This is a genomic window from Streptomyces sp. TM32, from assembly GCF_004122755.1.
GTDB classification, from domain to species: domain Bacteria; phylum Actinomycetota; class Actinomycetes; order Streptomycetales; family Streptomycetaceae; genus Streptomyces; species Streptomyces sioyaensis.
The window spans coordinates 1-25,163 of record NZ_SDIG01000095.1; the positions used below are offsets into that span (position 1 = coordinate 1).

Genomic DNA, 25,163 nt, shown 5'->3' on the forward strand with positions numbered 1-25,163 from the left:
AGGCCCCACACACCGGGGCACAGCCCACCCCCACCCGCGCCGAAGGCGAAAAAACGACGCCGCACCAGCACGGACCCGCACCCGGCAACGTGCGAGTCACCCCGCCGAAGGCGCCCCGTCCCGCAGAGACGATACGTCTCGCCTCCCCCCGTCTAAACTGTCGGCCATGGCCGACAAAGCACCCCCCGACCCCTCCCGCCGCAGCGAACGCTCCCGCCGCGCGATCTTCGATGCCGCCCTCGCGCTCGTCGGCGAGGTCGGCTACGACAAGCTCACGATCGAGGGCATCGCCGCCCGGGCCGGGGTGGGCAAGCAGACGATCTACCGCTGGTGGCCCTCCAAGGCCGCCGTGCTGCTGGACGCGTTCACCGCCGGCGTCGACGAGGACTACGCCAAGGGCCTGCCGGACACCGGCGATCTGGCCGCGGACCTGAAGTTCGTGCTGCGGGCGACCGCCGACGAGTTCAACGACCCGGTGTTCCAGGCCCCGTACCGCGCCCTTGCGGCGGCCGGGGCGAACGACGAGGAGCTCTCCCGTGCCTTCGTCAGCCGGTTGATGGCGCCCGGCACCCGCGTCTACGTCGAACGGCTGCGGGCGGCGCAGGAAGCCGGCCAGGTGGCCGCCGGTATCGACGTACGGGTGGCCGTCGAGATGCTGCTGAGTCCCTTCTCACAACGCTGGCTGATGCGGACCGGCGAATTGACCCACGAGTACGTCGACACCCTTGTCGACCAGGTGCTGGGTGGTCTGCGGCCGCGCGACTGAGCGCGCGGCCGGACGGCGCCGCCCGGCCGCGACCCGTCGCCGATGACCCGAATTGCCGGTAATGGCGGCTCTTTCGTTCACCCCGGATCTCCACACCGGTCACCCGGAGAGCAGGATGGTGGCAGCATTGATCCCAGACCACCGCTCGAAGTGAGGGGATAGATGGAACGCAAGAGCAGGTTCTCCCAGTGGCTGCGCCGGCCGAAGAACGGATCGGACGGCGGCGATACGGACACGGGATCAGCGGCTGCGCGCAGCCGCGAGGACCTGCTGCTGGCGGCGGCCGACGCGGGCTTCCCGGTGGCCCCGGCGGCGCACCCCTCCGGCTACGGCTGTTCCTGTGAGCGCATCGGCTGTCCCACCCCCGGCCGGCACCCCATCTCCTTCGGCTGGCAGACCGTCGCCACCACCGACCGCGACAAGGTCGCCGCCTGGGTCCGCACCCTCCCGCAGGCCAACTTCGTCACCGCCACCGGCATCACCCATGACGTCCTGGACGTACCCGTCGAGGCGGGCCGCAGCGCCCTGGGGCGGCTGGACGCGGCGGGTGTCGACGTCGGGCCGATCACGCTCAGCGGCGGTGGCTTCGGCGACGGACGGATGCTCTTCTTCACCGCCACCCGCGGCACCCCGGACGACGAGGACGAGTGGTGGCCGTGTGAGCTGGACTGCCACCCCGAGACCATGGACGAGCATCCGGGGATGCGCTGGCACTGCCGCGGCAGCTATGTGCTGCTGCCGCCCTCGACCCTGCCCGGCGAGCAGCCCGCGGTGACCTGGCTGCGCGGCCCCGAGCTGCCGCTGCCCGACCCGCTGACGCTGCTGGAGTCGCTCACCGACGCCTGCGCCGAGTTCAACGACCGCGAGCCGCATCACCACGAGGCCGCGGCCTGGCCGATCAGCCGCTGAGCGAACCCACCCGCCCAGCCGTCCGCACCCCGCGCCCGCCCCCTCCCGTACACCGAAGGGCCGCCGGGATCACCCCGACGGCCCCTTCCGTGTCGAACAGTTCCGCTCCGTACCGAGCAGTTCCGCGGACGGCGGCTACAGCGGCCGGACCGAGGTCTTCGCCTCGATCCGGTTCAGTACCGCGACCTTCCCGCCGGCGCTCTTGGCCGGCACCGTGACCGTCTGGCCGGAGACGGTGGTGAAGGCCATCCGGTTGGTCTTCTTCGGCGGGCCCTCAAGGAGGCCCTTCAGCGCCCCCGACACCGTGATCGTCGCGCCGGCGAACACCGTCTTCTGCTGGTGGTAGACGGTCGAGAAGAACACCAGCGCGCCGCCGTCCTCCGTCCGCAGCGCCACCGGCGGATAGTTCGCGGCGGTGTCCTCCCACATGATGCGCACGCCGGGCCGGTTGGCGTCCTTCGCCCGCCGGGCCCGCCAGCCGTCGGTGTCCCGGCCGGAGGCGAAGGTGCTGCCCTTGCCGGTGTTGAGGTAGTCCGCGTAGCTGCGGCTCAGCTTGCCGGGGTCGACCGTCAGGCCGGAGTCCGCACCGGCCGGCACCGCCTCCGCGTAGCCGTTCCGGTCCGTCTTCAGCTCCGGCGCCTTGTTGCCGGGGAACGTCGCCAGATACACCGCGCGCCACTTCTCGTCGATGGCGTTGCGGCTGAACACCAAGAACCAGCGGGTGTACTGGCCGGCGGCGTTCTTGCGGTTGCTGGCCGCGTCCGCGACGAAGTACTTCGGCCAGCCCTTCTGCTGGGGCACGGTGAAGTGCGCGTCCTTGAACGCCAGCGCCGTGAAGCCCGGGTTGCCCTGCGGCCGGAGGGCATGCGCCGCCTTTATCCCGGCCTGGTCGATGGCGAGCAGCGCGCCCCCCTCGAAGGAGGGATTGAGCTGGGGGGCGAGCTGACGGTTGGCCTTGTTGAAGCCGTCGGTGAAGTGCTGGAGCGCCTTGGCGCCCTCAGCCTTCGACACCGCCGGCAGCATCTCCCTCTCGCCGTGCACCGTCATGCACCCGCTGAGTATCACCATCGCCGCCGCTGCCGACGTCAGTGTTACGGGCACCCGGAACGGCGACCTGCGTGTCATGGGGCTCGGGCTCCTTCGGGGCGACCCGGTCGGACGGGCTGGCCGCCGGGGTGGCACGATTCGGCGACACCCTACCGGGGGCGAAGAAGAACACGAGCGTGGGGATCAGATACAGAGCCCACACCGTGACCTGAAGAACCGTCGGGTCCGGCTGGAAGTTGAAGATGCCCTTGAGCAGGGTGCCGTACCAGCTGTCGGCCGGGATCTGTGCGCTGATGTCGAACGCCTGGGAGGTCAGCCCCGGCAGTACGTCCGCCTCCTGCAGATCGTGGAAGCCGTACGCCAGCACGCCCGCCGCGACCACCACCAGCATGCCGCCGGTCCAGGTGAAGAACTTCGCCAGGTTGATCCGCACCGCCCCGCGGTAGAACAGCCAGCCCAGCGCCACCGCCGTCAGCAGCCCCAGCAGCGCCCCGATCAGCGGCCGTACCCCGTCGTTGGCGGACTGGGCGGCGGTCCAGATGAACAGCGCGGTCTCCAGGCCCTCCCGGCCCACCGACAGGAACGCGGTGACCACCAACGCGACGGTGCCCATCTGCAGCGCCGCGTCCAGCTTGCCGTGCAGCTCCTTCTTCAGATGCCGCGCGGTGCGCCGCATCCAGAAGACCATCCACGTCACCAGGCCCACCGCGATGATCGACAGCGAGCCGCCGAGTGCCTCCTGCGCCTTGAACGTCAGGGTCTCGGACCCGAATTGCAGGGCCGCGCCGAACGCGAACGACAGGACCACGGCGAGCGTGATGCCGATCCAGACCGGGCGCAGCGCCTCCCGCCTGCCGGTCTTGACCAGATAGGCGATGAGAATGCAGACGACGAGGCTGGCTTCCAGTCCCTCGCGCAGACCGATCAGGTAGTTGCCGAACACGTCGGTTCCTTCCCTTCCTTCGTGCGGTTCATGGGGCGGCGGTGTGCGTTTCCGGCGCCGGCGGTGTCAGGCGAACAGCTCCCGGCCCCACCAGTCGTCCGCGTGACGGACGCCCGGCGGCACCGCGAAGACCGCGGAACCCACGTGCTGGATGTACTCGTTGAGCGCGTCGTTGGCGGCCAGCCGCTTCTGGAGGGGGACGAAGGCCTGGCGCACATCGTGCTGGTAGGCGAGGAAGAACAGCCCCGCGTCCAGCCGGCCCAGGCCGTCCGTCCCGTCCGTGAAGGAGTAGCCGCGGCGCAGGATCCGTATCCCGCCGTTGGAGTCCGGGTGCGCGAGCCGGACGTGCGCGGTCGGCAGCATCGACTTCAGGTGCGGGGTGTCCCGCTCGTTCTTCTTGCCGACCGGCGCGCCCTCGCCCTTGTCCCGGCCGAAGATGTCCTCCTGCTCCTTGCGCGAGGTGCGGTCCCAGGTCTCGATGTGCATCCGGATGCGGCGGGCGACGAGGTAGGAGCCGCCGGCCATCCAGCTCTCCTTGCCCTTCGCCGCGCCGTCCGCGACCCAGACGTGCTTGTCGAGCGCGGCGGTGTCGGTGCCGGCGAGATTGTGGGTGCCGTCCTTGAAGCCGAACATGTTGCGCGGGGTCTGCGCCTCCGGCGTCGTCGAGGACGTCTTGCCGAAGCCCAGCTGGGACCAGCGGATGGCCACCTTGCCGAAGCCGATCCGGGCCAGGTTGCGGATCGCGTGCACCGCCACCTGCGGGTCGTCCGCACAGGCCTGGACGCACAGATCGCCGCCGCTGCGCGACTTGTCGAGGTTGTCGCCGGGGAACTGCGGCAGATCGATCAGTGCCTCGGGCCGCCGGGCCTTGATGCCGAAGCGGTCCTTGCCGTCCTTCTCGAACAGCGTCGGGCCGATGCCGAAGGTGAGGGTGAGCCGGGACGGCGGCAGGCCGAGCGCCTCGCCGGTGTCGTCCGGCGGCGCCTCCGCCAGCCCGCCGACCGCGCCGTCACCGACCGCGTCCCCGGCCGTCATCCGCGCCGCCGCCTTCGTCCACTCCTTGAGCAGCGCGATCAGCTCGTCGCGGTCGTCGGTGGTGACGTCGAACGAGGCGAAGTGCAGCCGGTCCTGCACGGCGGTGGCGATCCCGGCCTGGTGCTTGCCGTGGAAGGCGACCGCGGAGCCCGCGGTCGCGTCCGCGCCGGCCGGCTGGGCGTCGCCGCCGGTGCGCAGCGCCGCCGCCGTACCGCCGGCCGCGACCGCACCGAGCGCCAGGCCCGCACCGCCCCAGCCGAGCAGCGAACGCCGGGAGGGCGCACGCCCGTTGCCGGTCTGCGCGGCCGGCTCGTCCCCGGCCGCGGTGCCGTCGTGCGTCGTCGTGCCGTTGTCGTGCGTCATGGTGACCCCCTGGCCTGGCGGCGGACGGTTACTTGGTGGTGGCTACGGCGGCGGCCAGCTTGGACAGCGGCTCGGCCAGCGCGTTGACACCGTCGGAGAGCTTCTTGCGCTCGCCCTTGTCGATCGTGTCGTACGAGACGAAGCCGTCGGCGGACTTGCTGTCGCGGTGGTCGTCGAGCAGCTTGCCGATCGCCGTGAACTGCTTGTCCAGCTCCTTGGCGAGCGTCGGTTCGTTCTTGGCGACGACCGGCTTGAGCAGCTCGTACGCCTTCTGGGCGCCCTCCACGTTGCCCTGGAAGTCGACCAGGTCGGTGTGGCTGTAGCGCTCTTCCTCACCGGTGACCTTGCCGGTGGCCACCTCGTCGAGCAGCTCCTTGGCGCCGTTGGCCATGCTGGTCGGGGTGATCTCGGCCTTGCCGACCCGCTCCTGCCAGTCCTTGAGGTCGGTGATGAGCTGGTCGGCGAGCTTCTTGTCGTCCCCGGAGATCTTCTTCTTCTCCCACAGGGACTGCTCCAGCTTGTGCCAGCCGGTCCACTTCCGGCCCTGCTCCACACCGTCGGCGCGCACATCGACCTTGGGGTCGATGTCACCGAACGACTCGGCGACCGGCTCGGTGCGTTCCCAGCCGACCCGCGAGACGGCGTAGGCCTTCTTCGCGGCCTCGACGTCGCCGGCCTTGACCGCGTCGGCGAACTTCCGCGCCTTCGGCAGGGTCTGGTCGGCCTGCTCCTGGACGTACTTACGGTAGGCGGAGACCCCGGCGTCCAGCCCGGGGTCGCGCTTGGCGCTCGCGCCCTTGCCGCTGACGGTCACCTTCTGGCGGATGCCGTGGCCCTTCATGCCGGGCTTGCAGGCGATCTCGTACGAGCCGGCCTTGACCTCGGCGGTGATCTCCGCGCTGGTGCCGGGCCCGATGTTCTCCCGCTCGGTGACGATCCGGTCGCCGGGGGCGTAGAGGTACACCTCGGTGACCTTGGAGCCCTTGTTCTGTACGGCGAAGCGGACATGTCCGGCGGGGAACTCCTTGGCGGAGAGCTCACAGTTGCTGTCCGTGGCGGTCACCTCGACCGTTCCCTTTCCGCCACCCCCTTTGCCGTCGTTCTTCGCGGCGCAGCCGGAGACGGCGGTGACGGCCGTGGCCGCGGCTATGGCGGCAACGGCGGAGGTGCGAAGGGCTCGCATACGGGGCTCCAAGCGGGCTCGGATGTACGGGTTCGACGTACGGGAACGATAGAGGGTCACTGAGGTCGCCACTAAGGCAGCCCTAACTTACGTGAGGCTTACCTATTCCTGCCCACCGATTCCCGTGATCCCGCTCTCATGAACAACGGCCTGATTACGGATTGACATGCGCCTGGTCACGAGATAGTCATGCGCCGGTCAAGGTAAGGGCTGGGCCTGCCGGCCGGCTATGACGGGCGCGAGACGGGCGCATTCCGGTCCGCCGGGGCGGAATCCGCGCCACGGGGGAGGCGGTGAGGGGGCGGCCGGACACCGCCGGCCGAGGACCCGACCGGGACCGCCGGCCCCGACGGGACCCTTACGCGCTCAGCGGGAACTGCTCGCCCAGCTCGCGGAAGACCGCGCTGTTCAGGCGGAACGCGCGCTTGCACTCGTCGACGACGCGCTGCTTCTCCAGCTCGTCGACCGGCAGCGCGTCCAGCAGTGCTCGGTATTCGCGCTTGAAGGCGGCCGGGTTGGGGATGCCCTCGAAGACGTAGAACCGCACGCCGTCTCCCTTACGGGCGAAGCCCCAGGTCTTCTCGGCGGTGCCGCGGATGATCTGGCCGCCGGAGAGATCGCCGAGATAGCGGGTGTAGTGGTGGGCGACGAAACCGCCCGGCCAGGTGCGGGCGCAGGCCGCCACCCGGTCCGCGTAGGCGGCGGTGGCCGGCAGGGGAGCGAGGCCGGTGCGCCAGCGGGGCCCGCCGAGATGGGCGAGATCGCGCTCCAGCTCGGGGGTGCGGGCCAGCTCCGGACGGAGGAAGGGGCCCGCGACCGGGTCGGCGGCGAGCGCGTCGGAGACGTCCTCCAGGGCCCGGTAGACGAACCACAGTTGCTCGGTGTAGCGCCGGTAGGCGGGGATGCCGAGACCGCCGCCGAGGAGATCGCTCATGAAGGAGGAGTTCTCGGCCTCGGTGTGCTGCTCGTGGGACGCGGTGCGGATGACCGTCGAGAACGGGGTGGACGGAACGGCCGGTGCGGACGGACGCGGGCTGGACGCTTCCAAGGCGGGCCTCCGGGGACCGAGGGGCGGACGGGAACGGGCCGGCGCGGAGTCTCGCCCCTGCCGAGGCTCAGCCGACGCCACCCGTTCCCGACGTCCTGTCGGTAACCAGCCTACGCCCGTTCCCGACACCTTGTCGGTAAAGAGTGTCCCCGCTCCCGTCAGGGCAGCGTGAGGATCTCGGCCCCGGTGTCCGTCACCACCAGCGTGTGCTCGAACTGCGCGGTCCGCTTGCGGTCCTTGGTCACCACCGTCCAGCCGTCGTCCCACATGTCGTAGTCGTAGGACCCCAGCGTCAGCATCGGCTCGATCGTGAAGGTCATGCCGGGCTTGATGTCGGTGGTGTGATGCGGGCTGTCGTAGTGCGGAACGATCAGGCCGGAGTGGAAGGAGGAGTTGATGCCGTGACCGGTGAAGTCCCGCACGACTCCGTACCCGAAGCGCTTGGCGTAGGACTCGATGACCCGGCCGATGATGTTGATCTGCCGGCCCGGCTTGACGGCCTTGATCGCGCGGTTGAGCGCCTCACGGGTGCGCTCGACCAGCAGCGTGGACTCCTCGTCCACGTCGCCGCACAGGTAGGTGGCGTTGTTGTCGCCGTGCACCCCATTGATGTACGCGGTGACGTCCAGGTTCACGATGTCGCCGTCCTTGAGGACGGTCGAGTCCGGGATGCCGTGGCAGATGACCTCGTTGAGCGAGGAGCACAGGGACTTGGGGAAGCCGCGGTAGCCGAGGGTGGACGGGTAGGCGCCGTGGTCGCACATGAACTCGTGGGCGACCCGGTCCAGTTCATCGGTGGTCACGCCCGGCGCGATGAGCTTGGCGGCCTCCGCCATCGCCTGCGCGGCGATCCGGCCGGCGATCCGCATCTTCTCGATCGTTTCGGCGTCCTGCACCTCGGGCCCCGTGTAAGGGGTGGGCGCGTCCTTCCCGACGTACTCGGGGCGCGGGATCGAGGCGGGGACGGGGCGGGTGGGGGAGATCTTCCCCGGGACAAGGAGCGACTGGCCAGACATGTCAGCGAGTGTATCCGCGGGCCGTCGGGCAGGATGGTGGCACAAACATCCACAGGAGGCGGCAATGGCGCTGTTCAAGAGGCGTACGGTCGGCAAGCCGGGCGAGTGGTTCTACTGCCTCAACCACCGGACGGTCGAAGAGGGGCCCGAGTGCCGCGCCGCCGACCGCTTCGGCCCGTACGCCACCCGCGAGGAGGCCTCGCACGCCATGGAGACCGCCCGGGAGCGGAATCTGGAGTGGGACACCGACCCGAAGTGGCACGACAAGGGTGCGGGGCAGGGGAAGAGCGGCGGGGAGGACGAGTAGCGGGCGGGCGGCAGGGGCCACCTGACCCCGGCCGTCGCCCAGCCCCTCCTCCTCAGACCGATACCGGGTCCGGGTCCGGATCCGTGTCCTGGGTGCCGGCCCCGGGGCGTCCGCCGGCGCCGGCCCGGTCGTCCGCCCGATCGTCGGCCGTAGTGCCCCGATCGTCATCCGCAGCGGCCCGGCGTTTCCGCATCCGCCGCGCATGCTCATCCGTCCGGGAGTCATACGCCCGCAGCTTCGGCAGCCCCAGCGCCAGCAGCCCGACCCCCGCGAAGCACAGCAGACCGCCCGCCGACACCGACGCCCGCACGCCCACCAGTGCCGCCATCCCGCCGACCCGGACCTGGCCCAGCTGCGGGCCCGAGGCGTACGACAGCAGCTCGATGCCGGCCAGCCGGCCGCGCAGTTCGTCGGGGATGGTCTGGTTCCACAGCGCCGAGCGGAAGATGCCGCTGATCATGTCGCAGGCGCCGGCCAGGGCCAGCAGCAGGAGCACCAGCCAGACCTGGTGCAGCTGCCCGGCGGCGGCGATCGCCAGCCCCCAGCCGGCGGCCGCCAGCACGATCGCCCGGCCCTGGCGGTGGATCCGCTTGGTCCAGCCGCTGGTCAGGCTCACCAGCAGGGCTCCGGCCGGCAGCGCCGCGTACATCATTCCCAGGGACCAGGGCGCGTCGAGGTCGTCGGCGAGGAACGGGAAGATCGCCAGCGGGAAGGCGAAGAGCATCGCGAGCACATCGATGGCGTACGTGCCGAGCAGCTCCTTGCGGCTCCAGGCGTACCGCGCGCCTTCCGCGATCCCGCGCAGCGACGGCTTCCTGGCGTCGTGCGAGGCGGGCGACGGTGCCAGCTTCCGGGACAGCAGCACCGACAGCACGTAGGTGACCGCGTCGAGGGCGTACGCCCAGCGCGGCCCGGCGAACGCGAGCAGCCCGCCGGCCAGCGCCGGTCCGGCGATGGCGCCGATCTGCCAGCGCAGCGAGTTGAGGGCGGCGGCCGCGGCGAGCTGGTCGTGCCGCACGATCCGCGGCACGATCGCGTCCAGGGCAGGCCGCTGCAGCCCGGTCAGCGCGCTGGACAGCGCGGCCGCCGCATACAGCGGCCACGCCTGCGGGTGCGGCAGCAGGCTGTTGAGCAGCAGCATCGCGGAAATCAGCCCGAGCGCCAGCTCACTGCCGACGATCAGCCGGCGGCGGTCCACGAAGTCCGCGAGCGCACCGCCGTAGAGCCCGAAGACCAGCAGCGGGACCAGCTCCACCGCGCCCAGCGCACCGACCGCGAGGGTGGAGCCGGTCAGCTCCTTCAGCTGGAACGGCAGCGCCACGACGGTCAGGAAGGTGCCGAAGACCGTGATCGCTCCCGCGCACCACATCAGCCGGAAGTCGCGCGAGGAGCGCCAGGGGGCCAGGTCCGGCAGGAGCGCGGACAAGCGTCGGTGGGTGGGGGGTGAAGGTGGGGGGTCGTCCGAAGTCACCGGTGCACTGTCGCTGGTGCGTACGGAACGGTGCAAAGGGTTATTTCCGGTCCGCGGGGCGGAGCGGGAGGCTACCAGCGTGGTGGCGGCGGGGCGGTCAGCTGGTCGGCGAGGCGGGCCAGCCGGTCGCGGAAACGGCGGCGGCCGCGGGGCGGGGGCAGGCTGTTCTCCCCGGCGGCCGCGCTCACCAGATGCTGGACGGTGTCGAGATCGAGGTCCGGTGCCGCCGCAGCCGCGCCGGCGGGCGGGGCCGGGGGAGCGGCGAGCGCGTCATGGGCCAGGGCGTGCAGGTCGCGGTTGCCGCCGTCCAGGGCGAGCACCGTCGTGCCGTTGCGGCGGGCGTCGTGCACCCGCTCCAGCAGCCCGGCGCCCGGCTGCCCCGGCGCGACGACCAGCAGTGTCTCGCCCCGCCCGGCCGCCTCCAACCGGCCCAGCCCCACCGCCAGATGGGCCGGCGCCCCGCCGGGGACACGGTGGCGCACCAGGGTCGGGGACAGCTCCGGCAGGCCCGACCAGGCGGCCTCGTCGTCGAGATGGGCGGCCAGATGCCAGGGCTCGTACGCGGCGGTGCCGACCAGCAGCAGCCCGCCGCGGTGCGGGGCGACGGAGGACCGCAGCGCCCCCGCGAAGCGGCGGGTGGCCTGCACCCACTCGGTTCCGGCGAGGACCTCACGCAGCAACGCGACCCGTACGGCATCCATGGCCCGGCATCCTGCCGCACCACGGCGCCCTACGGTCGCGGATTCAACCGGTGTCACCCGTAAGGGGCTTGCGCGCTCGGTCGTGCCTCCGGTAGTCGCTTTCGCTGTCCGGCGCTCGAAACCCGACGCCGGCTCCCAGCCTTGTCGTGCCGGCAGCAGACGGGCCCTCAGTCCTGCTGTGCCGGCAGCAGACCGGCCGTCCTGAGGTGGCGGGCCACCTCCGCCACGGCCTCCTCGCTCAGCGGGCGTTGCGGAAAGGCGGTGCTGCCCCGCTCGGTCACGCCGAGGAGGCGCAGGGCCGCCTTGAACGCGCCCAGGGAGGAGGAGCTGCGGCCCATCTCGGACTCGGGGCCGGCGTCGACCATGGAGAACAGGGTGACCAGGCGTTCCTGTTCGGCGGCCGCCCGCTCCCAGTGGCCCGCCCGGGCGGCGTCGTAGAGGCGTACGTAGGCGGCCGGGTCGACGTTGCCGAGGCCGGGGACGACGCCGTCCGCACCCGCCAACAGGGCCGCGTCCACGGTCAGTTCGGAACCGGTGAGGACGGCGAAGCCGGGGGCGGGGCCACGGTGCCGGCCGGTGCGGCCGCCGAGGACGGTGAGCAGTCGGCGCAGTGCGCCGTCGTCGCCGCTGCTGTCCTTGAGCCCGGCGAGGGTGCCGTCCTCGGCAAGCTCCCGCACCAGCTCCGGGGCCAGCTTGCTGTGGACGGCGAGGGGGATGTCGTAGGCGACGAGGGGCAGATTCACGGCCGCACGCAGATGCCGGAAGTGTGCGGCGATCTCCCGGGGGTGGGTGCGGGTGTAGAAGGGCGCGGTGGCCACCAGGGCGTCGGCGCCGAGGTCGGCGGCCCTCCGGGCGTGGTCGAGCACCCGCGGGGTGGTGGTGTCGATGACCCCGGCGAGCACCGGGACCCGGCCGTCGGCGGCCGTGCGGACGGTTTCCAGTGCGATGCCGCGCTGGGCGTCGGTGAGGTAGGCGACCTCGCTGGTGGAGCCGAGGGCGAACAGCCCGTGGACGCCGCCGTCCAGAAGATGCCGCACCAGGCGGGTCAGGGACGCGGTGTCGACCTCGCCGTGTCGGTCGAGCGGGGTGCAGACCGGGGGGATGACGCCGTGCAGGGGTGCGGGCAGTGCCATGAGGGCTCCGGGTCTCCGAATCCGAGACAGGACATGGGATGTCCTATGTCGAGCACAATAGACCTGTTCACAGGCGGTCGGTCAAGGATCCGCGGCCCCGCCGGGGCGGGTGGCGGACGGGGCGGCGGCAGGGCAGACGCGGGAGCGGGAGAGGGAGTTTCCATGGCGCGAGGGACGATGTCCGAGGATGTGCAGGCGCAGATCAAGCAGTTGATCCTGCAGCGCGGACTGACGCCGGGCGATCCGCTGCCCACCGAGGCCGACCTGGTCGGCCTGCTCGACGTCAGCCGCAACTCGGTGCGCGAGGCGCTCAAGGCGCTGCAGGCCATGCGCATCGTGGAGATCCGGCACGGCTTCGGCACGTACGTCGGCCCGCTCACCCTGGAGCCGTTCGTCGAGGGCGTCGCCTTCCGGGCCGCCGTCCGCCACCACCAGGGCGAGGCGAGCCTGTACGAGCTGATGGAGGTCCGCGAGGCGCTGGAGGCCGGCCTGATCGGCGCCGTCGCCCGCAACCTGCCCGCCGAGGACCTCGCCGTCCTCAAGGGGCTGGTGCAGCGGATGGCGGAGGAGGCGCGCGGCGGGGAGGTGCTAAGCGCCACCGACCGGGCCTTCCACCTCGCCCTCTACCGCTCGCTGGGCAACCACCTGCTGAGCGAGGTGCTGGACGCGTTCTGGGCCGCGCTGCGCCGGGTGCGCGAGGACCTCTCCGACGACCGGCCCGATCCGGACGTGACCTACCGTCAGCACCGGGAGATCGTCGACGCGCTGGAGGCGGGCGACGGCGACCGCGCCGTGGAGGCGATACACCGGCACTTCGACGGGATCCGGCGCCGGCTGGCGGAGTCGGAGTAGCGGCAACGGGGCACCGGTGAGGCGCAAGGTCGGCGCGCACCCGCGATGCCGCAAGGTGCCGGGAGGGGGACATTGCCCCCGTTCACCGGGTGGTCACCCGCTGTCGACGGTGCCGTTGCCGACACGCACGGCGTCATGTGGGCCGCCTTGACGGTCAGTTGGGCACTCCCTATGGTCGCCGCAGGACAGGGGACGTCCTACGTCCTTGCCCATTGGGGGTGACCCATGGCGTACGAGAGCTCGGTGCCGTACCGGGCCGGGACCGAGGGGTACACCAGCTTCCGGATCCCTGCCGTGGTCCGGGCGCGCTCCGGGACCGTCCTCGCCTTCGCCGAGGGCCGGGTCTCCTCGGCGTCCGACTCGGGCGATATCGACCTCGTCCTCAAACGGTCCGCGGACGGCGGCCGTACCTGGGGCCCGCTCCAGGTCGTCGCCCGCAACGGCTCCGGCACCGCCGGCAATCCCGCACCGGTCGTGCTCGCCGGCGGCCGGGTGCTGCTCCTCCAGGTCCACAACGCCGCCGACGCCACCGAGGACCGCATCCGCCGCGGCGAGGTCCCGCCCGCCGACGGCCGCCGGGTGTGGCTCCAGCACAGCGACGACGAGGGCGCCGGCTGGAGCGTGCCCCGTGAACTCACCGACCAGGCCAAACTGCCGGCATGGCGGTGGTACGCCACCGGTCCCGGCCATGCGTTACGCCTGCGCCACGGCCCGTACGCCGGGCGGCTGCTCGTCCCCGCCAACCACTCCACGCCACCCACGGCCCCCGGGGACACCGGCACCGAGCCCCGCTACGACGGCAGCCACGTCCTGCTCAGCGACGACGACGGCGCCACCTGGCGGATCGGCGCCACCGACGGTGCCATCGGCGGTGTCATCGACGGGGCCACCGACCCCTCCGTCGCTCCCAACGAGACCACCGCCGCCGAACTCCCCGGCGGGCACGTCTATCTGAACGCCCGCAACGAAGCGAAGGCCGCCCCCTGGCGGCGCGTCGACGCCGTCTCGATCGACGGCGGTGCCCACCTCGTGCGGCCCTTCCGACCACAGGCCGCGCTGGCCGGGCCGGCCGTCCAGGGCAGCGCACTGCACCTCGGCGACCGCGACGCACTGCTCTTCTCCGGCCCCGCGCACCCGGCCGCCCGCGCCCTGATGACCGTCCGCACCAGCCGCGACAACGGCCTGACCTGGTGCGGAGCGTACCCCGTCTCCGGTCTCCCGGCCGGCTACTCGGACCTCGTCCGCCTCGACCGCGACACCCTCGGACTGCTCTACGAGACGGGCGACTTCAGCGCGTACTCGACGCTCACCTTCCGCCGCATCCCCGTGGAGGACCTCGTATGACCAGCAACCCGATGCCCCGCAGAACGGTCCTGGGCGGGGCGGCCGCCCTCGCCGCCGGCTTCGCGCTCGCCGGCTGCGGCGCCGGTGGGGACGACGACGGCAAGGCACCCCGGGAACGCAAGAAGGGACAGCGGATCCAGCTGTCCTTCTGGTCCTGGGTGCCCGGCATCGACAAGCCGGTCGACCTGTGGAACCGCAAGAACCCCGAGGTGCAGGTCAAGGTCGAGAAGGTCTCGGCGGTCAACGGCGAGCAGTACGCGAAGATGCACGCCGCCGTGAAGGCCGGCAACCCGCCCGACCTCGGCCAGATCGAATTCCCCGTCGTCCCCAGCTTCCTCCTCGACGACGCGCTGCTCGACCTCGCCCCGCTCGGCGCCTCCCGCTACCAGGACAAGTTCTTCGGCTGGCAGTGGCAGCAGTCCGTCTTCGGCAAGGGCATCTACGCCATCCCGCAGGCATCCGGCCCGATGGGGCTGTTCCTCCGTCAGGACCTCTTCGACAAGTGGGGGGTGCAGATCCCGCGGACGTGGGACGAGTACGAGACCGCCGCCAAGGCCGTCCGCAAGAAGGGCGCCTGGATCGAGACCTTCGCCCCCACCAACGGCAACCGCTTCGCCGGCCTCGCCTGGCAGGCCGGCGCCACGTGGTACACCACGCACGGCGACACCTGGGTCGTGCACCTCGACGACGAACCCACCCGCAGGGTCGCCGACTACTGGGAATCCCTCGTCCGGCGAAAGCTCGTCAAGACCATCCCCGACCGGCAGAACGCCTGGTACAAGGACCTGCAGACCGGCGCCATCCCATCCTGGGTGGGCGCCAGTTGGGGCGACGCCCTGCTGGTCGGCAACGCACCCGGCACCAAGGGCAAGTGGCGGGCCGCGCCGCTGCCGCAGTGGAAGGCGGGCGAGCAGGCCTTCGCCAACTGGGGCGGCTCGACCACCGCCGTCTTCGCCAAGGCGCACTACCCCAAGGACGCCCTGGACTTCGCCGTCTGGCTCAACACCGACCCCGAGTCGATCGCCCTGCTGATCGACGGCGGCTACGGCTTCCCCAGCGCCAAGACGGGCTACACCACCGCCGACCTCGACGCCGACAAGAGCTTCTTCGGCGGCCAGGCGTACAGCAAGGTCTTCGCGGACGCCGGGGCACACGTCGACACCAGCTGGCGGTGGGGGCCGGGGGTGGACACCCTCTACCAGCGGCTCGGCGACGCCTTCACCGACGCCCTCGCCGACGGAGGTTCCTTCCGCTCCGTGCTGACGAAGGTGCAGGGGCAGACCGTCGCCGACCTCAAGGGCAAGGGGCTGAAGGTGGCGAGCGGCGGGTGAGCCGGGACACGCTGCACCGGCCGGAGCCGGCGGTCGGGAAGCCGCCCGGCCCGGCCCCGCGCGGCCGTCGGCGCCGTGCCTCCGGCACCGGGGCCCCTCACGCCCGCGCCGCGGCCGGGTTCCTGCTGCCCTTCCTCGCCCTGTTCGCCCTGTGCTTCCTCGCCCCGATCGGCTATGCCCTCCACCAAAGCCTGTTCACCACCGAACGCACCGGTCCGCTCGGGCTCGGCGGCCACGAGCGCGAGGTCTTCGCCGGCTTCGCCAACTACGCCCACGCGCTCTCCGACGACCGTTTCCTGACCGGCTTCGGCCGGGTGCTCCTCTTCGGCGCCGTCCAGATCCCGCTGATGATCGTGCTCGCCACCGCCCTTGCGCTGCTGCTGGAGAGCGCGAGCGCCCGCGGGGTCACCTTCTTCCGCACCGCCTTCTTCCTGCCGTACGGGGTGCCCGGCGTGATCGCCTCGATCCTGTGGGGCTTCCTGTACGTGCCGGGCATCAGCCCGCTGGTGAAGATCGCCGGCACGCTGGGCTGGGACGTCGACTTCCTCTCCCGCGGCACCGTGCTGTGGTCCATCGCCAACATCGTCACCTGGCAGTTCACCGGCTACAACATGCTGGTGCTGATCGCCCAGCTCAAGGCCGTACCGGGGGAGTTGTACGAGGCCGCACGGATCGACGGCGCCAATGCCTGGCAGGTCGCCCGGCACATCAAGCTTCCGCTGATCCGGCCGGCGCTCGTGCTCACCTGCGTCTTCAGCATCATCGGCACCCTCCAGCTGTTCGCCGAACCCATGGTGCTGCGTCCGCTGGCCTCCGCCATCGACTCCGGCTTCACCCCCAACCTGCACGCCTACAGCGAGGCGTTCGTCGGCAACAACCAGCATGTGGCGGCCGCCGAGGCGGTGCTGCTCGCGCTGGTGGCGTGCGTGCTGTCGTTCGGCTTCCTGCGGCTGGTCGGCGGGCGCGGGACGGGGCGCAGATGACCCGGCCGCCGGTCCGCCACCGGATCATCACCGCCTCGCTGCTGACCGTCGCCGCGCTCTACTTCCTGGTGCCCGTCTACTGGCTGGCCGTCTCCGCCACCAAGAACAGCGCCGACCTCTTCGGCACCTTCGGCTTCTGGTTCTCCGACCATCCGCACCCCGTCGACTACCTCGTCGACGTCCTCACCTACGACCACGGCATCTACGCCCGCTGGTTCGCGAACTCCCTCTTCTACGCCGGCACCGGAGCGGTCTGCGCCACCCTGCTGTCCGCGGCGGCCGGCTACGCGCTGGCCAAATTCCCCTTCCGCGGACGGGAGGCGGTCTTCAACGTGGTGCTCGCCGGGGTGCTGATCCCCGGCACCGCACTCGCCCTGCCGCTCTACTTCCTCTTCAGCGCGATGGGGCTGTCCAACACCTACGGGGCGGTGCTGATCCCGAGCATGGTCAGCCCGTTCGGCGTCTATCTCTGCCGGATCTACGCGGCCGCCGCGGTCCCCGACTCGCTGCTGGAGGCGGCCCGGATCGACGGCGCGGGCGAGGCCCGGATCTTCGCCGGGCTCGGGCTGCGGCTGATGACCCCGGCGCTGGTCACGGTCTTCCTGTTCCAGTTCGTCCACATCTGGAACAACTACTTCCTACCGCTGGTGATGCTCTCGGACTCCGACCTCTACCCGGTCCAGCTGGGCCTGACCTCCTGGACCGGCTACGCCGACCGGCAGCCGGTGCTCTACCAGTACACGGTGGGCGGTGCCCTGTTGTCGGTGGTGCCGCTGATGGTGCTGATGACGGTGCTCCAGCGGTACTGGCGCACGGGCCTGACGGAGGGCAGCGTGAAGGCTTGACGGGGTGACGGGGTGACGGGGTGACGGGGTGACGGGGTGACGGGGTGACGGGTGACGGCGGGAAGGCGTGACGCGTCGCCCGGGCGTCGTCGAGGGCGTGCCCGGCCCGCCGCCGGCGCGTGACACCATCACTGTCATGACTACTCCTGATGACGCTGCCCGGTCCGAGAACGCCGCGACCCGCGCGAAGGCCGCCCTCAAGCGTGACCCCTGGGACCTCCCGGACGTCTCCGGCCTGGTGGTCGGCGTCCTGGGCGGCACCGGCGACCAGGGCCGCGGCCTGGCCTACCGGCTCGCCCGGGCCGGCCAGAAGGTGATCATCGGCTCCCGCGCCCTGGAGCGCGCACGGACTGCCGCCGACGAGCTGGGCCTGGGCATCGAGGGCGCGGAGAACGCCGCATGCGCCCGCCGCAGTGATGTCGTGATCGTCGCGGTGCCCTGGGAGGGCCACGCCAAGACCCTCCAGGCGCTGCGCGACGAGCTGGCCGGCAAGCTGGTCATCGACTGCGTCAACCCGCTCGGCTTCGACAAGAAGGGCGCCTTCGCGCTCAAGCCCGAGGAGGGCAGCGCCGCCGAGCAGGCCGCCGCCCTGCTGCCGGAGTCCCGGGTCACCGCCGCCTTCCACCATCTGTCCGCGGTGCTGCTGCAGGACCCCGGGACCGAGCGGATCGACACCGACGTGATGGTGCTCGGCGAGTCCCGCGCGGACACGGATCTGGTGCAGGCGCTGGCCGCCCGCATCCCCGGCATGCGCGGTGTCTTCGCCGGCCGGCTGCGCAACGCCCACCAGGTCGAGTCGCTGGTCGCCAATCTGATCTCGGTCAACCGGCGCTACAAGGCGCACGCGGGCCTGCGGATCACCGACGTCTGAGCCTCCGGGGCCGGCCGCCCGGTCCGGTGGCGCGGCCGCCGAGCCGCCGAGCCGCCGGACGGCGCCCGCCGGGCATGGGGGACACTGGGACGGACCGCACCACTCCCGACAGGAGCCCCCATGTCCTTCCTGCCCGCGCCCGGCCCGGCCCGGCGGCTCGCCCTGATGGCCATCGCCGTGTGCGTCCTGAGCGTCGCCGCGGCCGTCGTCGCCTTCGTCGAAGGCAGCTTCGTCGGCATCGTCTGGATCCTGCTGGCGGGCATCTCCAGCAACATGGCGTGGTTCTACGTGCGCAAGTCCAAGCAAGAGGGGCAGCAGGCGCGGCAGGCCGGGGCGGCCGGCTGACCCGGGCCCGGAATCGGCTCCGGAATCGACCCGGAATCGGATCCAGCCGGGACCCGAACTCGGCCCTGGCCCGGCCCCGCGCCGGCGGCCCGGCGTCCTACGAGATCCCGCCGATCTGCGGTGTCCCCTGCCAGAAGCGGAAGAACTCCTGGCCCAGATAGCTGTCCACCTCCGAGACGCCCAGCGTGCCCAGGACCGTGTGGACCAGGTCGAAGAACGCCCGGTTGAGCCCCGGGATCCACAGCAGGGCGAAGATCAGCAACAGTCCGAACGGGGCGATCGGCTCGACCTGCCGCCGCAGCGAGTGCGACAGCCACGGCTCGATCACGCCGTAGCCGTCCAGCCCGGGCACCGGCAGAAAGTTCAAGATCGCCGCGGTCACCTGCAACAGCGCCAGGAACGCCAGCGCACAGCGGAACGGGAACGGCACCCCGTCCAGCCCGTGCAGCCAGAACGGCGCCGTGCACACCGCGGCGAACAGCACGTTCGTCAGCGGCCCGGCCGCGGAGATCAGACTGTGCCGCCAGCGGCCGCGGATCCGGCCGCGCTCGATGAACACCGCGCCGCCCGGCAGCCCGATCCCGCCCATGAGCAGGAAGACCACCGGCAGCACGATGCTGAGCATCGCGTGGGTGTACTTCAGCGGGTTCAGCGTCAGATAGCCCTTGTCGGTCACCGAGAGATCGCCGCTGTGCAGCGCGGTGCGGGCATGCGCGTACTCGTGCAGGCACAGCGACACCACCCAGCCGGACACCACGAACAAGAACACCGCGAAACCGGTGTTCGCCGCGAGCGTCTCGCTCCACACGGCCCAGCCGGACACCGCCATCGCGGCGACGAGCGCAAGGAAGACCGGGCTGACGCGACGGTCCGCGCGCCGGAATGCTGTGGTCATGGTGCGGGCTCCCGAAGTCGGTGAGGGACAGCCCCGACCGTATCCGCGGCACGGCGGGCGGCGCACGGCCCCCTGAACGCGCGCGTGGCCAGGGCCCGTTTCCAGGGTCCCTTCCCCGCGCGGCTTCCTCGGCCCCTGCCCCGGAAAGCGGTGCTCGACGCCTGCCGGGAGCCGTCGTGCACGACAATGGGCCGGTGCGCTACCGAATACTCGGCACCACCCAGGCCGGCCGGGCCGACGGCACCCCCATCGCTCTCGGCGGCGCACGTCTGCGTGCGCTGCTCACCGCCCTCGCGCTGCGACCGGGCCGGGCGCTGCCGCCCGAGGTGCTGATCGCCGACATCTGGGGCGCGGACCCGCCCGCCGACGCCTCCGGTGCGCTCCAGGCGCTGGTCGGCCGGCTGCGCCGCGCCCTGGGGCACGCCGCGGTCGCCTCGGCCGACGGCGGCTACCGACTGTGCGCCGACCCCGACGCGATCGATCTGCACCGCTTCGAACGGCTGGTGGCGGAGGGCGGCCGGGCGCTCGGCGAGGCCGACCCGGCCCGCGCCGCCGCGCTGCTCGACGACGCCCTGGCGCTCTGGCGCGGCCCGGCCCTCGCCGACCTCCCGGACGCGGGTTCCTGGGCGACGGGCGCCGAACGCCGCCGGCTGGACGCCCAGCGCACCCGCCTCGCCGCCGAACTCGCCCTGGGCCGGGCCGATCGGGCGCTGCCGCAGCTCCACGTGCTGTGCCAGGAACATCCGCTCGACGAGCCGCTCCAGGCCCTGCGGCTGCGCGCGCTGCGCGCCGCGGGCCGCCCGGCGGAGGCGCTGGCGGCCTACGAGGAGATCCGCACCGGCCTCGCCGACCGCCTCGGCGCCGACCCGGGCCCGGAACTGCGCGCCCTGCACGCGGAACTGCTGCGGCCGCCGCCCGACACGAGGCCGTCGCCTCCGCGCCCGGAGACCGCCGCCGCGCCCGGCACGCCGTACGACACCGGCACGCCGTACGGCACCGACACCGGCTCCCCGGCCGACACCGCCCCCGCCCCCGCTCCCGGCTCCGCCCACCCCCGCCGGGGCAACCTCCGTGCCCGGCTCACCTCCTTCGTCGGCCGGGACGCCGATCTGGCGGCGCTCCGGTCCGATCTGGCCGAGCACCGGCTGGTGACGCTGCTGGGGCCCGGCGGCGCCGGCAAGACCCGGCTGTCCCAGGAGGGCGCCGAGAGCGCCGCGGCCGCGCTGCCGGACGCCTGGCCGCACGGCGTCTGGCTGGCCGAGCTGGCACCGGTGGACGATCCGCAGACCGTGCCCGAGGCGGTGCTGACCGCGCTCGGCGCCCGCGAGACCGTCGTCCGCGGCAGCACCGCGGAGGGACTGCGCGCCGCCACCGAGACCACCGCCCTGGACCCGCTGGCCAGGCTCGCCGAACACTGCGCGGGCCGCCGGATGCTGCTGGTGCTCGACAACTGCGAGCATGTGATCGGTGCCGCCGCCGAACTCGCCGAGCGGCTGCTGGCCCACTGCCCCGGGGTGACGGTGCTGGCCACCAGCCGGGAGCCGCTGGCCGTCCCGGGCGAGGTGCTGCGGCCGGTCGAGCCGCTGCCCGACGCGGTCGCGCTGCGGCTGCTCGCCGACCGCGGGGCCGCCGCCCGCACCGGCTTCCGTATCGAGGACGATCCGGCCGCCTGCACCGAGATCTGCCGGCGGCTGGACGGGCTGCCGCTCGCCATCGAACTCGCCGCGGCCCGGCTGCGGTTGCTCTCCCCGCGCCAGCTCGCCGACCGGCTCGACGACCGCTTCCGGCTGCTGACCAGCGGCAGCCGGACCGTGCTGCCCCGGCAGCAGACGCTGCGCGCGGTGGTGGACTGGTCCTGGGACCTGACCGACGAACCCGAACGGGCCGTGCTGCGCCGGCTGTCCGTCTTCTCCGGTGGCTGCGATCTGGCCGCCGCCGAAGAGGTGTGCGCGGGCGGCGGCGTCGACCGGCGCGAGGTGGCCGCGCTGCTCGGCTCGCTGATCGACAAGTCGCTGGTGGTGGCGGCCCCGGCCGACAAGGGGGACGGCGAGCGCCGCTCCGGTGCCGGGGACCAGATGCGCTACCAGCTGCTGGAGACGGTGGGGGAGTACGCCGGCGAGCGGCTGGACGAGGCGGGGGAGCGGGCCGGTGCCGAGCGCCGCCACCTCGTCGCCTACCGCGAACTGGCGCGTACCACCGACCCGTTACTGCGCGGCCCCGGCCAGCGCGCGGCCATGGAGCGGCTGGAGCTGGAGCACGACAACCTGCGCACCGCGCTGCGCCGCGCCGTCGCCGCCCGGGACGAGCACGAGGCACTGTGCCTGGTGCTGTCCCTCCAGTGGTTCTGGTCGCTGCGCGACCACCGCGCCGACGCCCGCCACTGGGCGTCGGCGGCCGCCGCGCTCGGCCCCAACCCCTTCGCCGCGCCCGTCGAACCGGCCCCCGACCTGCCCGACAGCCCCATCGACAGCCCGCCGCCGATGGCCCCCGACCAGCTCGTGGAGGCCCGCCGGGAGGTCCGGCTGGTCGTGCTCGCCAGCCGGGACAGCGACAGCCGGGCGCTGCGCGAGACCGAGATGCAGGAGGAAATGGCCGGGATCCTCGCCGCCTACCGCACCGGCATGCCGCAGACCTGCAAGGTCCCCGGCGTGATGTGGCACTACGCGGTGATGATCTCCGGGCGCTTCGATCAGCTGACGGAGCTCATCGACGGCACCGTACGGGACTGCCGCGCCTACGGCTACGCCTGGGAGCTGGCCTTCGTCCTGCAACTGCGCGCCAAGGTCCTCAACGAACGCCCCGACGGGCTGAGACAGGCGGCCCGCGACGCCGACGAGGCGCTGCGGATCTTCCAGGAGCTGGGCGACGCGTGGGGCGCGGCAGAGGCGCTGGCGGGGCGCGGCGAAACCCATGAACAGCGCGGTGCCTACGCGCTCGCGGCCCGCGACTACCGGGCGGCGATGGTGCACGCCGAGGAACTCGGCGCGCACGGCCAGACGCTGTTGCTGCGCTGCCGGCTGGGCGGCGCGCTGATCGAGGACGGTCAGGCGGAGGCCGGCGAGCGGCTGTTGCGCGAGGTGCTGGCCGAGGCCGCCAAGGCCAACAGCGGTCGGGACACCGAGCCGTTCGCCCGGCTCACCCTCGCGATGCAGCTGGCGATGACCGGACGTCCGGCGGAGGCGCGGTCCCAACTGGAGCGGGTGCGCGCGCTGTTCACCCCGCACCCGCCGGACCTGTTCGCCGGGATGCTGCAGGCGCTGCTGGTCTCGCTGGATCTGGACGAGGGGCGCCTGGAGGGGCTGCTGCCGAGGTTCCGGGAGGCGCTGCGGCTGCTGCAGGACTCCATGACGCAGATGGTGGCGCCGGAGCTGCCGGTGGTGCAGCTCCTCACCGGGGCCCGGGTGGTGCTGGCCCTGCGGGGCGCGTCGGCCGGGCGGGACGCGGCCCGGCTGGTGGGCGCGTACGACGCGCTGTCGTCGAACAACCATGTCCCGCGGCGGGTCATCCGCGAAGAGCGGGCCCGTGCCGCGGCGGCGGCGCGGGCGCTGCTGGGCGATCCGGCCTACGACCGGGCACACGCCGAAGGCGGTGGCCTCTCCTTGGCAGAGGCCACCGCCCTCATCTGACGCGAGCCGGGCGAAGGACCGTCCCGCAAGGACATCACCCGCGGGACGCGCGTCAGGTCTTCGAACGGAACTTCGCCACCGCGAGCGGCATGGTGACGGCCGTGAGGCCGACCACCCAGCCGAGGGTGATCAGCGTCGGGTGCAGCGCCGAGCCCTCGCCGTCGATCAGGGCACGGGACGCATCCGCCATGGTCGAGAGGGGATTGACCTTGGTGAAGGCCTCCAGCCAGCCGGGCATCGAGGTCGGCTGGGTGAAGACGGACGAGCCGAACTGGAGCGGCATCAGGATCATCATCGCCGTGCCCTGCACCGCCTGCGGGGTCTTCATCGCCAGCCCGAGCAGGATGAAGATCCACATCAGGCCCGTGCAGAAGGCCGCGGACAGCGCGATCGAGCCCAGGAAGGGCAGGACGCCGCCCTTGACCTCAAGTCCCAGCAGAAAACCCATCGCGAGCAGGATCGTGGTGGCGATCAGCATCCGGCCGAGCTCGACCACGATCTTGGCGATCAGGACCGAGGACCGGGCGATGGGCATCGTCCGGAAGCGGTCCATGACGCCCTTGCGGAAGTCCTCGTTGACGCCCGTGCCGACCGCCGTGGCGATGTTCATGGCCATCATGCCCATCATGCCGGGCACCAGATACTGGACGTAGTCGCCCTGTCTGCCCTTGCCGGCGATCGCGCCGCCGAAGACGTAGACGAACAGCAGGATGAAGATGACGGGCATCAGCAGGGCGTCGAACATCAATGCCGGATCCTGCTTGATCTGGAGGACGTTGCGCCGCACCAGCGCCCCGATGTGCCGCAGATTGGCGCGGGCGCCGATCCGGCCCTCGTCGGCTCCGGGCTTCAGCGGCGACGCCGCCATCGTTACGGCACTCATGCCGACACCTCCGTGTACTGCTGGTCCCGCTCGTCCTGGGAAGCGTCGGCCTCGGAGGACTTCTGGCCGGTGATGGCCAGGAACACCTCGTCCAGGCTGGGGAGATGGGTGCTGATCCCGGCGAGGGCGAAGCCCCGCTCGCCCAGCACGCCGACCACCGCGGTCAGCTGCTCGTCGCTGATGATCGGTACGTTGACCACGCCCCCTTCGTGGTCGGCGGTGGCACCCGCGATGCCGTCCAGACCGGCCTGCGCGATGGCGCTCACCATCCGGTCCAACTCGCCCGGGACCGACGGCCGGATCTGCAGCGTCCGCCCGCCGACCTTGGCCTTCAGCTCGTCGATCCGGCCGTCGGCGATCACCCGGCCGCGGTCGATGACCGTCAGCTCGTCCGCCAACTGCTCGGCCTCCTGCATGTACTGCGTCGTCAGCAGCACCGTCGCGCCCTCGCGCACCATCCGCCGGATCTCCTGCCACACCTCGTTACGGGTACGGGGGTCCAGGCCCGTGGTCGGCTCGTCCAGAAAGAGGACCGACGGGCGGCCGATCATCGAGGCCGCCAGGTCGAGCCGGCGGCGCATCCCGCCGGAGTATTTGGCCGCGGGCCGCTTGGCGGCCTCGGTCAGCGAGAACCGCTCCAGCATCGCATCGGCGCGGCCCCGGGCCTCCTTGCGGGACAGATCGAGCAGCCGCCCGATCATGTAGAGGTTCTCCCAGCCGGAGAGCTTTTCGTCGACCGAGGCGTACTGCCCGGTCAGCCCGATCCTGCGGCGCAGCGCGCGGGGCTGGCGCACCACGTCGTAGCCGGCCACCACGGCCCGGCCGGCGTCCGGCGCCAGGAGGGTGGACAGGCAGCGTACGAGCGTCGTCTTGCCGGCGCCGTTGGGGCCGAGCACCCCGAGCACGGTGCCTTCCTTCACGTCCAGGTCCACTCCGTCGACGGCCTTGACCGCGCCGAAGTGCTTGACCAGACCGCGCACCTCCACGGCGTTGCCGCCCTCGGTGGATATCGTCTGTCGCGTCATGCCACCACGGTGTCAGCCGGCGCCGACAACGCGCCTACAGCCCACCGACATTCCGCTGCGCTTGGCTTTGCTTCCCACGTTTTTGGCTGGCCCGCCGTGGGTGTTGCTCGCCGTTGCGCTTTGCGGCGCCCCCCACGTCCTCGGCTTTCCCGCCGTGTTTCGTCTCGCCGTTGCGCCTGCGGCGGGCGTGGGTGGTCGGCTGCGGTGCCGCTCCTCCGGACTTCGTCCTGCGGTCCGCCCC

The 25,163-nt window shown here is 72.1% G+C and carries 23 protein-coding genes; 11 read left to right on the forward strand and 12 right to left on the reverse strand.

Going from position 1 to position 25,163, the window contains the following annotated elements:
• The first annotated feature begins 166 nt into the window (after positions 1-166).
• Both EST92_RS20325 and EST92_RS20330 read left to right on the forward strand, forming a co-directional pair.
• Positions 167-766: a TetR/AcrR family transcriptional regulator gene (locus EST92_RS20325; RefSeq protein WP_129282293.1), complete on the forward strand. Its 600-nt coding sequence runs from the start codon at positions 167-169 to the stop codon at positions 764-766.
• A gap of 162 nt (positions 767-928) precedes the next feature.
• Positions 929-1,675, forward strand: coding sequence for a bifunctional DNA primase/polymerase (locus EST92_RS20330; RefSeq protein ID WP_129282294.1), 747 nt, complete (start codon positions 929-931; stop codon positions 1,673-1,675).
• 135 nt (positions 1,676-1,810) lie between these two features.
• Here EST92_RS20330 and EST92_RS20335 read toward each other — a convergent pair whose 3' ends face one another.
• The 6 genes from EST92_RS20335 to map all read right to left on the reverse strand — a co-directional run bounded on the left by EST92_RS20335 (position 1,811) and on the right by map (position 8,310).
• On the reverse strand, positions 1,811-2,686 hold the full coding sequence (locus EST92_RS20335; RefSeq protein ID WP_254068924.1) for a hypothetical protein: 876 nt from the start codon (positions 2,684-2,686) through the stop codon (positions 1,811-1,813).
• Positions 2,673-3,665: an iron uptake transporter permease EfeU gene (gene efeU, locus EST92_RS20340; protein ID WP_129282295.1), complete on the reverse strand. Its 993-nt coding sequence runs from the start codon at positions 3,663-3,665 to the stop codon at positions 2,673-2,675. The genes EST92_RS20335 and efeU overlap by 14 nt, the downstream gene beginning before the upstream one ends.
• 66 nt (positions 3,666-3,731) lie before the next feature.
• On the reverse strand, positions 3,732-5,063 hold the full coding sequence (gene efeB / locus EST92_RS20345; protein ID WP_129282296.1) for an iron uptake transporter deferrochelatase/peroxidase subunit: 1,332 nt from the start codon (positions 5,061-5,063) through the stop codon (positions 3,732-3,734).
• Between the two features lie 28 nt (positions 5,064-5,091).
• Entirely contained in the window at positions 5,092-6,246 is a 1,155-nt protein-coding gene (gene efeO, locus EST92_RS20350) for an iron uptake system protein EfeO (protein ID WP_129282297.1), read from the reverse strand.
• A gap of 358 nt (positions 6,247-6,604) precedes the next feature.
• Complete coding sequence (locus EST92_RS20355) at positions 6,605-7,294, reverse strand: biliverdin-producing heme oxygenase (RefSeq protein WP_129282298.1); 690 nt, start codon at positions 7,292-7,294, stop codon at positions 6,605-6,607.
• 158 nt (positions 7,295-7,452) lie between these two features.
• Complete coding sequence (gene map, locus EST92_RS20360; RefSeq protein ID WP_129251149.1) at positions 7,453-8,310, reverse strand: type I methionyl aminopeptidase; 858 nt, start codon at positions 8,308-8,310, stop codon at positions 7,453-7,455.
• A 64-nt stretch (positions 8,311-8,374) separates the two neighbouring features.
• Here map and EST92_RS20365 point away from each other — a divergent pair, with 64 nt between their 5' ends.
• Positions 8,375-8,617: a hypothetical protein gene (locus EST92_RS20365; RefSeq protein ID WP_129282299.1), complete on the forward strand. Its 243-nt coding sequence runs from the start codon at positions 8,375-8,377 to the stop codon at positions 8,615-8,617.
• 52 nt (positions 8,618-8,669) lie between these two features.
• Here the strand turns inward: EST92_RS20365 and EST92_RS20370 are convergent, their stop codons facing one another.
• From EST92_RS20370 to EST92_RS20380, 3 genes are all read right to left on the reverse strand, one after another.
• Positions 8,670-10,043, reverse strand: coding sequence for an MFS transporter (locus EST92_RS20370; RefSeq protein WP_129282300.1), 1,374 nt, complete (start codon positions 10,041-10,043; stop codon positions 8,670-8,672).
• A gap of 116 nt (positions 10,044-10,159) precedes the next feature.
• Positions 10,160-10,789 (reverse strand): hypothetical protein, encoded by a 630-nt coding sequence (locus EST92_RS20375; RefSeq protein WP_129249732.1) that lies wholly within the window; start codon positions 10,787-10,789, stop codon positions 10,160-10,162.
• A gap of 167 nt (positions 10,790-10,956) precedes the next feature.
• Positions 10,957-11,922, reverse strand: coding sequence for a dihydrodipicolinate synthase family protein (locus EST92_RS20380; RefSeq protein ID WP_129282301.1), 966 nt, complete (start codon positions 11,920-11,922; stop codon positions 10,957-10,959).
• A 162-nt stretch (positions 11,923-12,084) separates the two neighbouring features.
• On the opposite strand from EST92_RS20380, the gene EST92_RS20385 reads away from it, so the two are divergent.
• The 7 genes from EST92_RS20385 to EST92_RS20415 all read left to right on the forward strand — a co-directional run bounded on the left by EST92_RS20385 (position 12,085) and on the right by EST92_RS20415 (position 18,493).
• Positions 12,085-12,774 (forward strand): FadR/GntR family transcriptional regulator, encoded by a 690-nt coding sequence (locus tag EST92_RS20385; RefSeq protein ID WP_129249734.1) that lies wholly within the window; start codon positions 12,085-12,087, stop codon positions 12,772-12,774.
• Between the two features lie 225 nt (positions 12,775-12,999).
• Positions 13,000-14,118: a sialidase family protein gene (locus tag EST92_RS20390; RefSeq protein WP_129282302.1), complete on the forward strand. Its 1,119-nt coding sequence runs from the start codon at positions 13,000-13,002 to the stop codon at positions 14,116-14,118.
• Positions 14,115-15,449 carry an extracellular solute-binding protein gene (locus tag EST92_RS20395; protein WP_129282303.1) on the forward strand — a complete coding sequence of 445 codons (1,335 nt, stop codon included), beginning with the start codon at positions 14,115-14,117 and terminating at the stop codon, positions 15,447-15,449. The genes EST92_RS20390 and EST92_RS20395 overlap by 4 nt, the downstream gene beginning before the upstream one ends.
• Entirely contained in the window at positions 15,446-16,432 is a 987-nt protein-coding gene (locus EST92_RS20400) for a sugar ABC transporter permease (RefSeq protein WP_129282304.1), read from the forward strand. Before EST92_RS20395 ends, EST92_RS20400 begins: the two co-directional genes overlap by 4 nt.
• Complete coding sequence (locus EST92_RS20405) at positions 16,429-17,277, forward strand: carbohydrate ABC transporter permease (RefSeq protein ID WP_129249738.1); 849 nt, start codon at positions 16,429-16,431, stop codon at positions 17,275-17,277. Before EST92_RS20400 ends, EST92_RS20405 begins: the two co-directional genes overlap by 4 nt.
• Before the next feature lie 136 nt (positions 17,278-17,413).
• A complete protein-coding gene (gene npdG / locus EST92_RS20410) occupies positions 17,414-18,148 on the forward strand; it encodes an NADPH-dependent F420 reductase (protein WP_129282305.1) in 735 nt (244 codons plus the stop codon).
• A gap of 120 nt (positions 18,149-18,268) precedes the next feature.
• A complete protein-coding gene (locus tag EST92_RS20415; RefSeq protein WP_129282306.1) occupies positions 18,269-18,493 on the forward strand; it encodes a hypothetical protein in 225 nt (74 codons plus the stop codon).
• Between the two features lie 97 nt (positions 18,494-18,590).
• Here the strand turns inward: EST92_RS20415 and EST92_RS20420 are convergent, their stop codons facing one another.
• Positions 18,591-19,388, reverse strand: a complete 798-nt coding sequence (locus EST92_RS20420; RefSeq protein WP_129282307.1) for a site-2 protease family protein — start codon at positions 19,386-19,388, stop codon at positions 18,591-18,593.
• Between the two features lie 194 nt (positions 19,389-19,582).
• Here EST92_RS20420 and EST92_RS20425 point away from each other — a divergent pair, with 194 nt between their 5' ends.
• Positions 19,583-23,014 carry a BTAD domain-containing putative transcriptional regulator gene (locus tag EST92_RS20425; protein ID WP_129282308.1) on the forward strand — a complete coding sequence of 1,144 codons (3,432 nt, stop codon included), beginning with the start codon at positions 19,583-19,585 and terminating at the stop codon, positions 23,012-23,014.
• A 52-nt stretch (positions 23,015-23,066) separates the two neighbouring features.
• On the opposite strand, the gene EST92_RS20430 is transcribed toward EST92_RS20425, so the two are convergent.
• Positions 23,067-23,897: an ABC transporter permease gene (locus EST92_RS20430; protein WP_174244074.1), complete on the reverse strand. Its 831-nt coding sequence runs from the start codon at positions 23,895-23,897 to the stop codon at positions 23,067-23,069.
• On the reverse strand, positions 23,894-24,922 hold the full coding sequence (locus tag EST92_RS20435; RefSeq protein WP_129282309.1) for an ATP-binding cassette domain-containing protein: 1,029 nt from the start codon (positions 24,920-24,922) through the stop codon (positions 23,894-23,896). The genes EST92_RS20430 and EST92_RS20435 overlap by 4 nt, the downstream gene beginning before the upstream one ends.
• Between the last annotated feature and the right edge of the window lie 241 nt (positions 24,923-25,163).

Excerpts from the sequence above, each read along its gene's own strand:
- EST92_RS20325 (WP_129282293.1), top strand. The coding sequence starts at position 167 with ATGGCCGACAAAGCACCCCCCGACCCCTCCCGCCGCAGCGAACGCTCC.
- EST92_RS20330 (WP_129282294.1), top strand. The coding sequence starts at position 929 with ATGGAACGCAAGAGCAGGTTCTCCCAGTGGCTGCGCCGGCCGAAGAAC.
- efeB (WP_129282296.1), bottom strand. The coding sequence starts at position 5,063 with ATGACGCACGACAACGGCACGACGACGCACGACGGCACCGCGGCCGGG.
- efeO (WP_129282297.1), bottom strand. The coding sequence starts at position 6,246 with ATGCGAGCCCTTCGCACCTCCGCCGTTGCCGCCATAGCCGCGGCCACG.
- map (WP_129251149.1), bottom strand. The coding sequence starts at position 8,310 with ATGTCTGGCCAGTCGCTCCTTGTCCCGGGGAAGATCTCCCCCACCCGC.
- EST92_RS20365 (WP_129282299.1), top strand. The coding sequence starts at position 8,375 with ATGGCGCTGTTCAAGAGGCGTACGGTCGGCAAGCCGGGCGAGTGGTTC.
- EST92_RS20375 (WP_129249732.1), bottom strand. The coding sequence starts at position 10,789 with ATGGATGCCGTACGGGTCGCGTTGCTGCGTGAGGTCCTCGCCGGAACC.
- EST92_RS20380 (WP_129282301.1), bottom strand. The coding sequence starts at position 11,922 with ATGGCACTGCCCGCACCCCTGCACGGCGTCATCCCCCCGGTCTGCACC.
- EST92_RS20385 (WP_129249734.1), top strand. The coding sequence starts at position 12,085 with ATGGCGCGAGGGACGATGTCCGAGGATGTGCAGGCGCAGATCAAGCAG.
- EST92_RS20390 (WP_129282302.1), top strand. The coding sequence starts at position 13,000 with ATGGCGTACGAGAGCTCGGTGCCGTACCGGGCCGGGACCGAGGGGTAC.
- EST92_RS20395 (WP_129282303.1), top strand. The coding sequence starts at position 14,115 with ATGACCAGCAACCCGATGCCCCGCAGAACGGTCCTGGGCGGGGCGGCC.
- EST92_RS20405 (WP_129249738.1), top strand. The coding sequence starts at position 16,429 with ATGACCCGGCCGCCGGTCCGCCACCGGATCATCACCGCCTCGCTGCTG.
- npdG (WP_129282305.1), top strand. The coding sequence starts at position 17,414 with ATGACTACTCCTGATGACGCTGCCCGGTCCGAGAACGCCGCGACCCGC.
- EST92_RS20415 (WP_129282306.1), top strand. The coding sequence starts at position 18,269 with ATGTCCTTCCTGCCCGCGCCCGGCCCGGCCCGGCGGCTCGCCCTGATG.
- EST92_RS20420 (WP_129282307.1), bottom strand. The coding sequence starts at position 19,388 with ATGACCACAGCATTCCGGCGCGCGGACCGTCGCGTCAGCCCGGTCTTC.
- EST92_RS20430 (WP_174244074.1), bottom strand. The coding sequence starts at position 23,897 with ATGAGTGCCGTAACGATGGCGGCGTCGCCGCTGAAGCCCGGAGCCGAC.
- EST92_RS20435 (WP_129282309.1), bottom strand. The coding sequence starts at position 24,922 with ATGACGCGACAGACGATATCCACCGAGGGCGGCAACGCCGTGGAGGTG.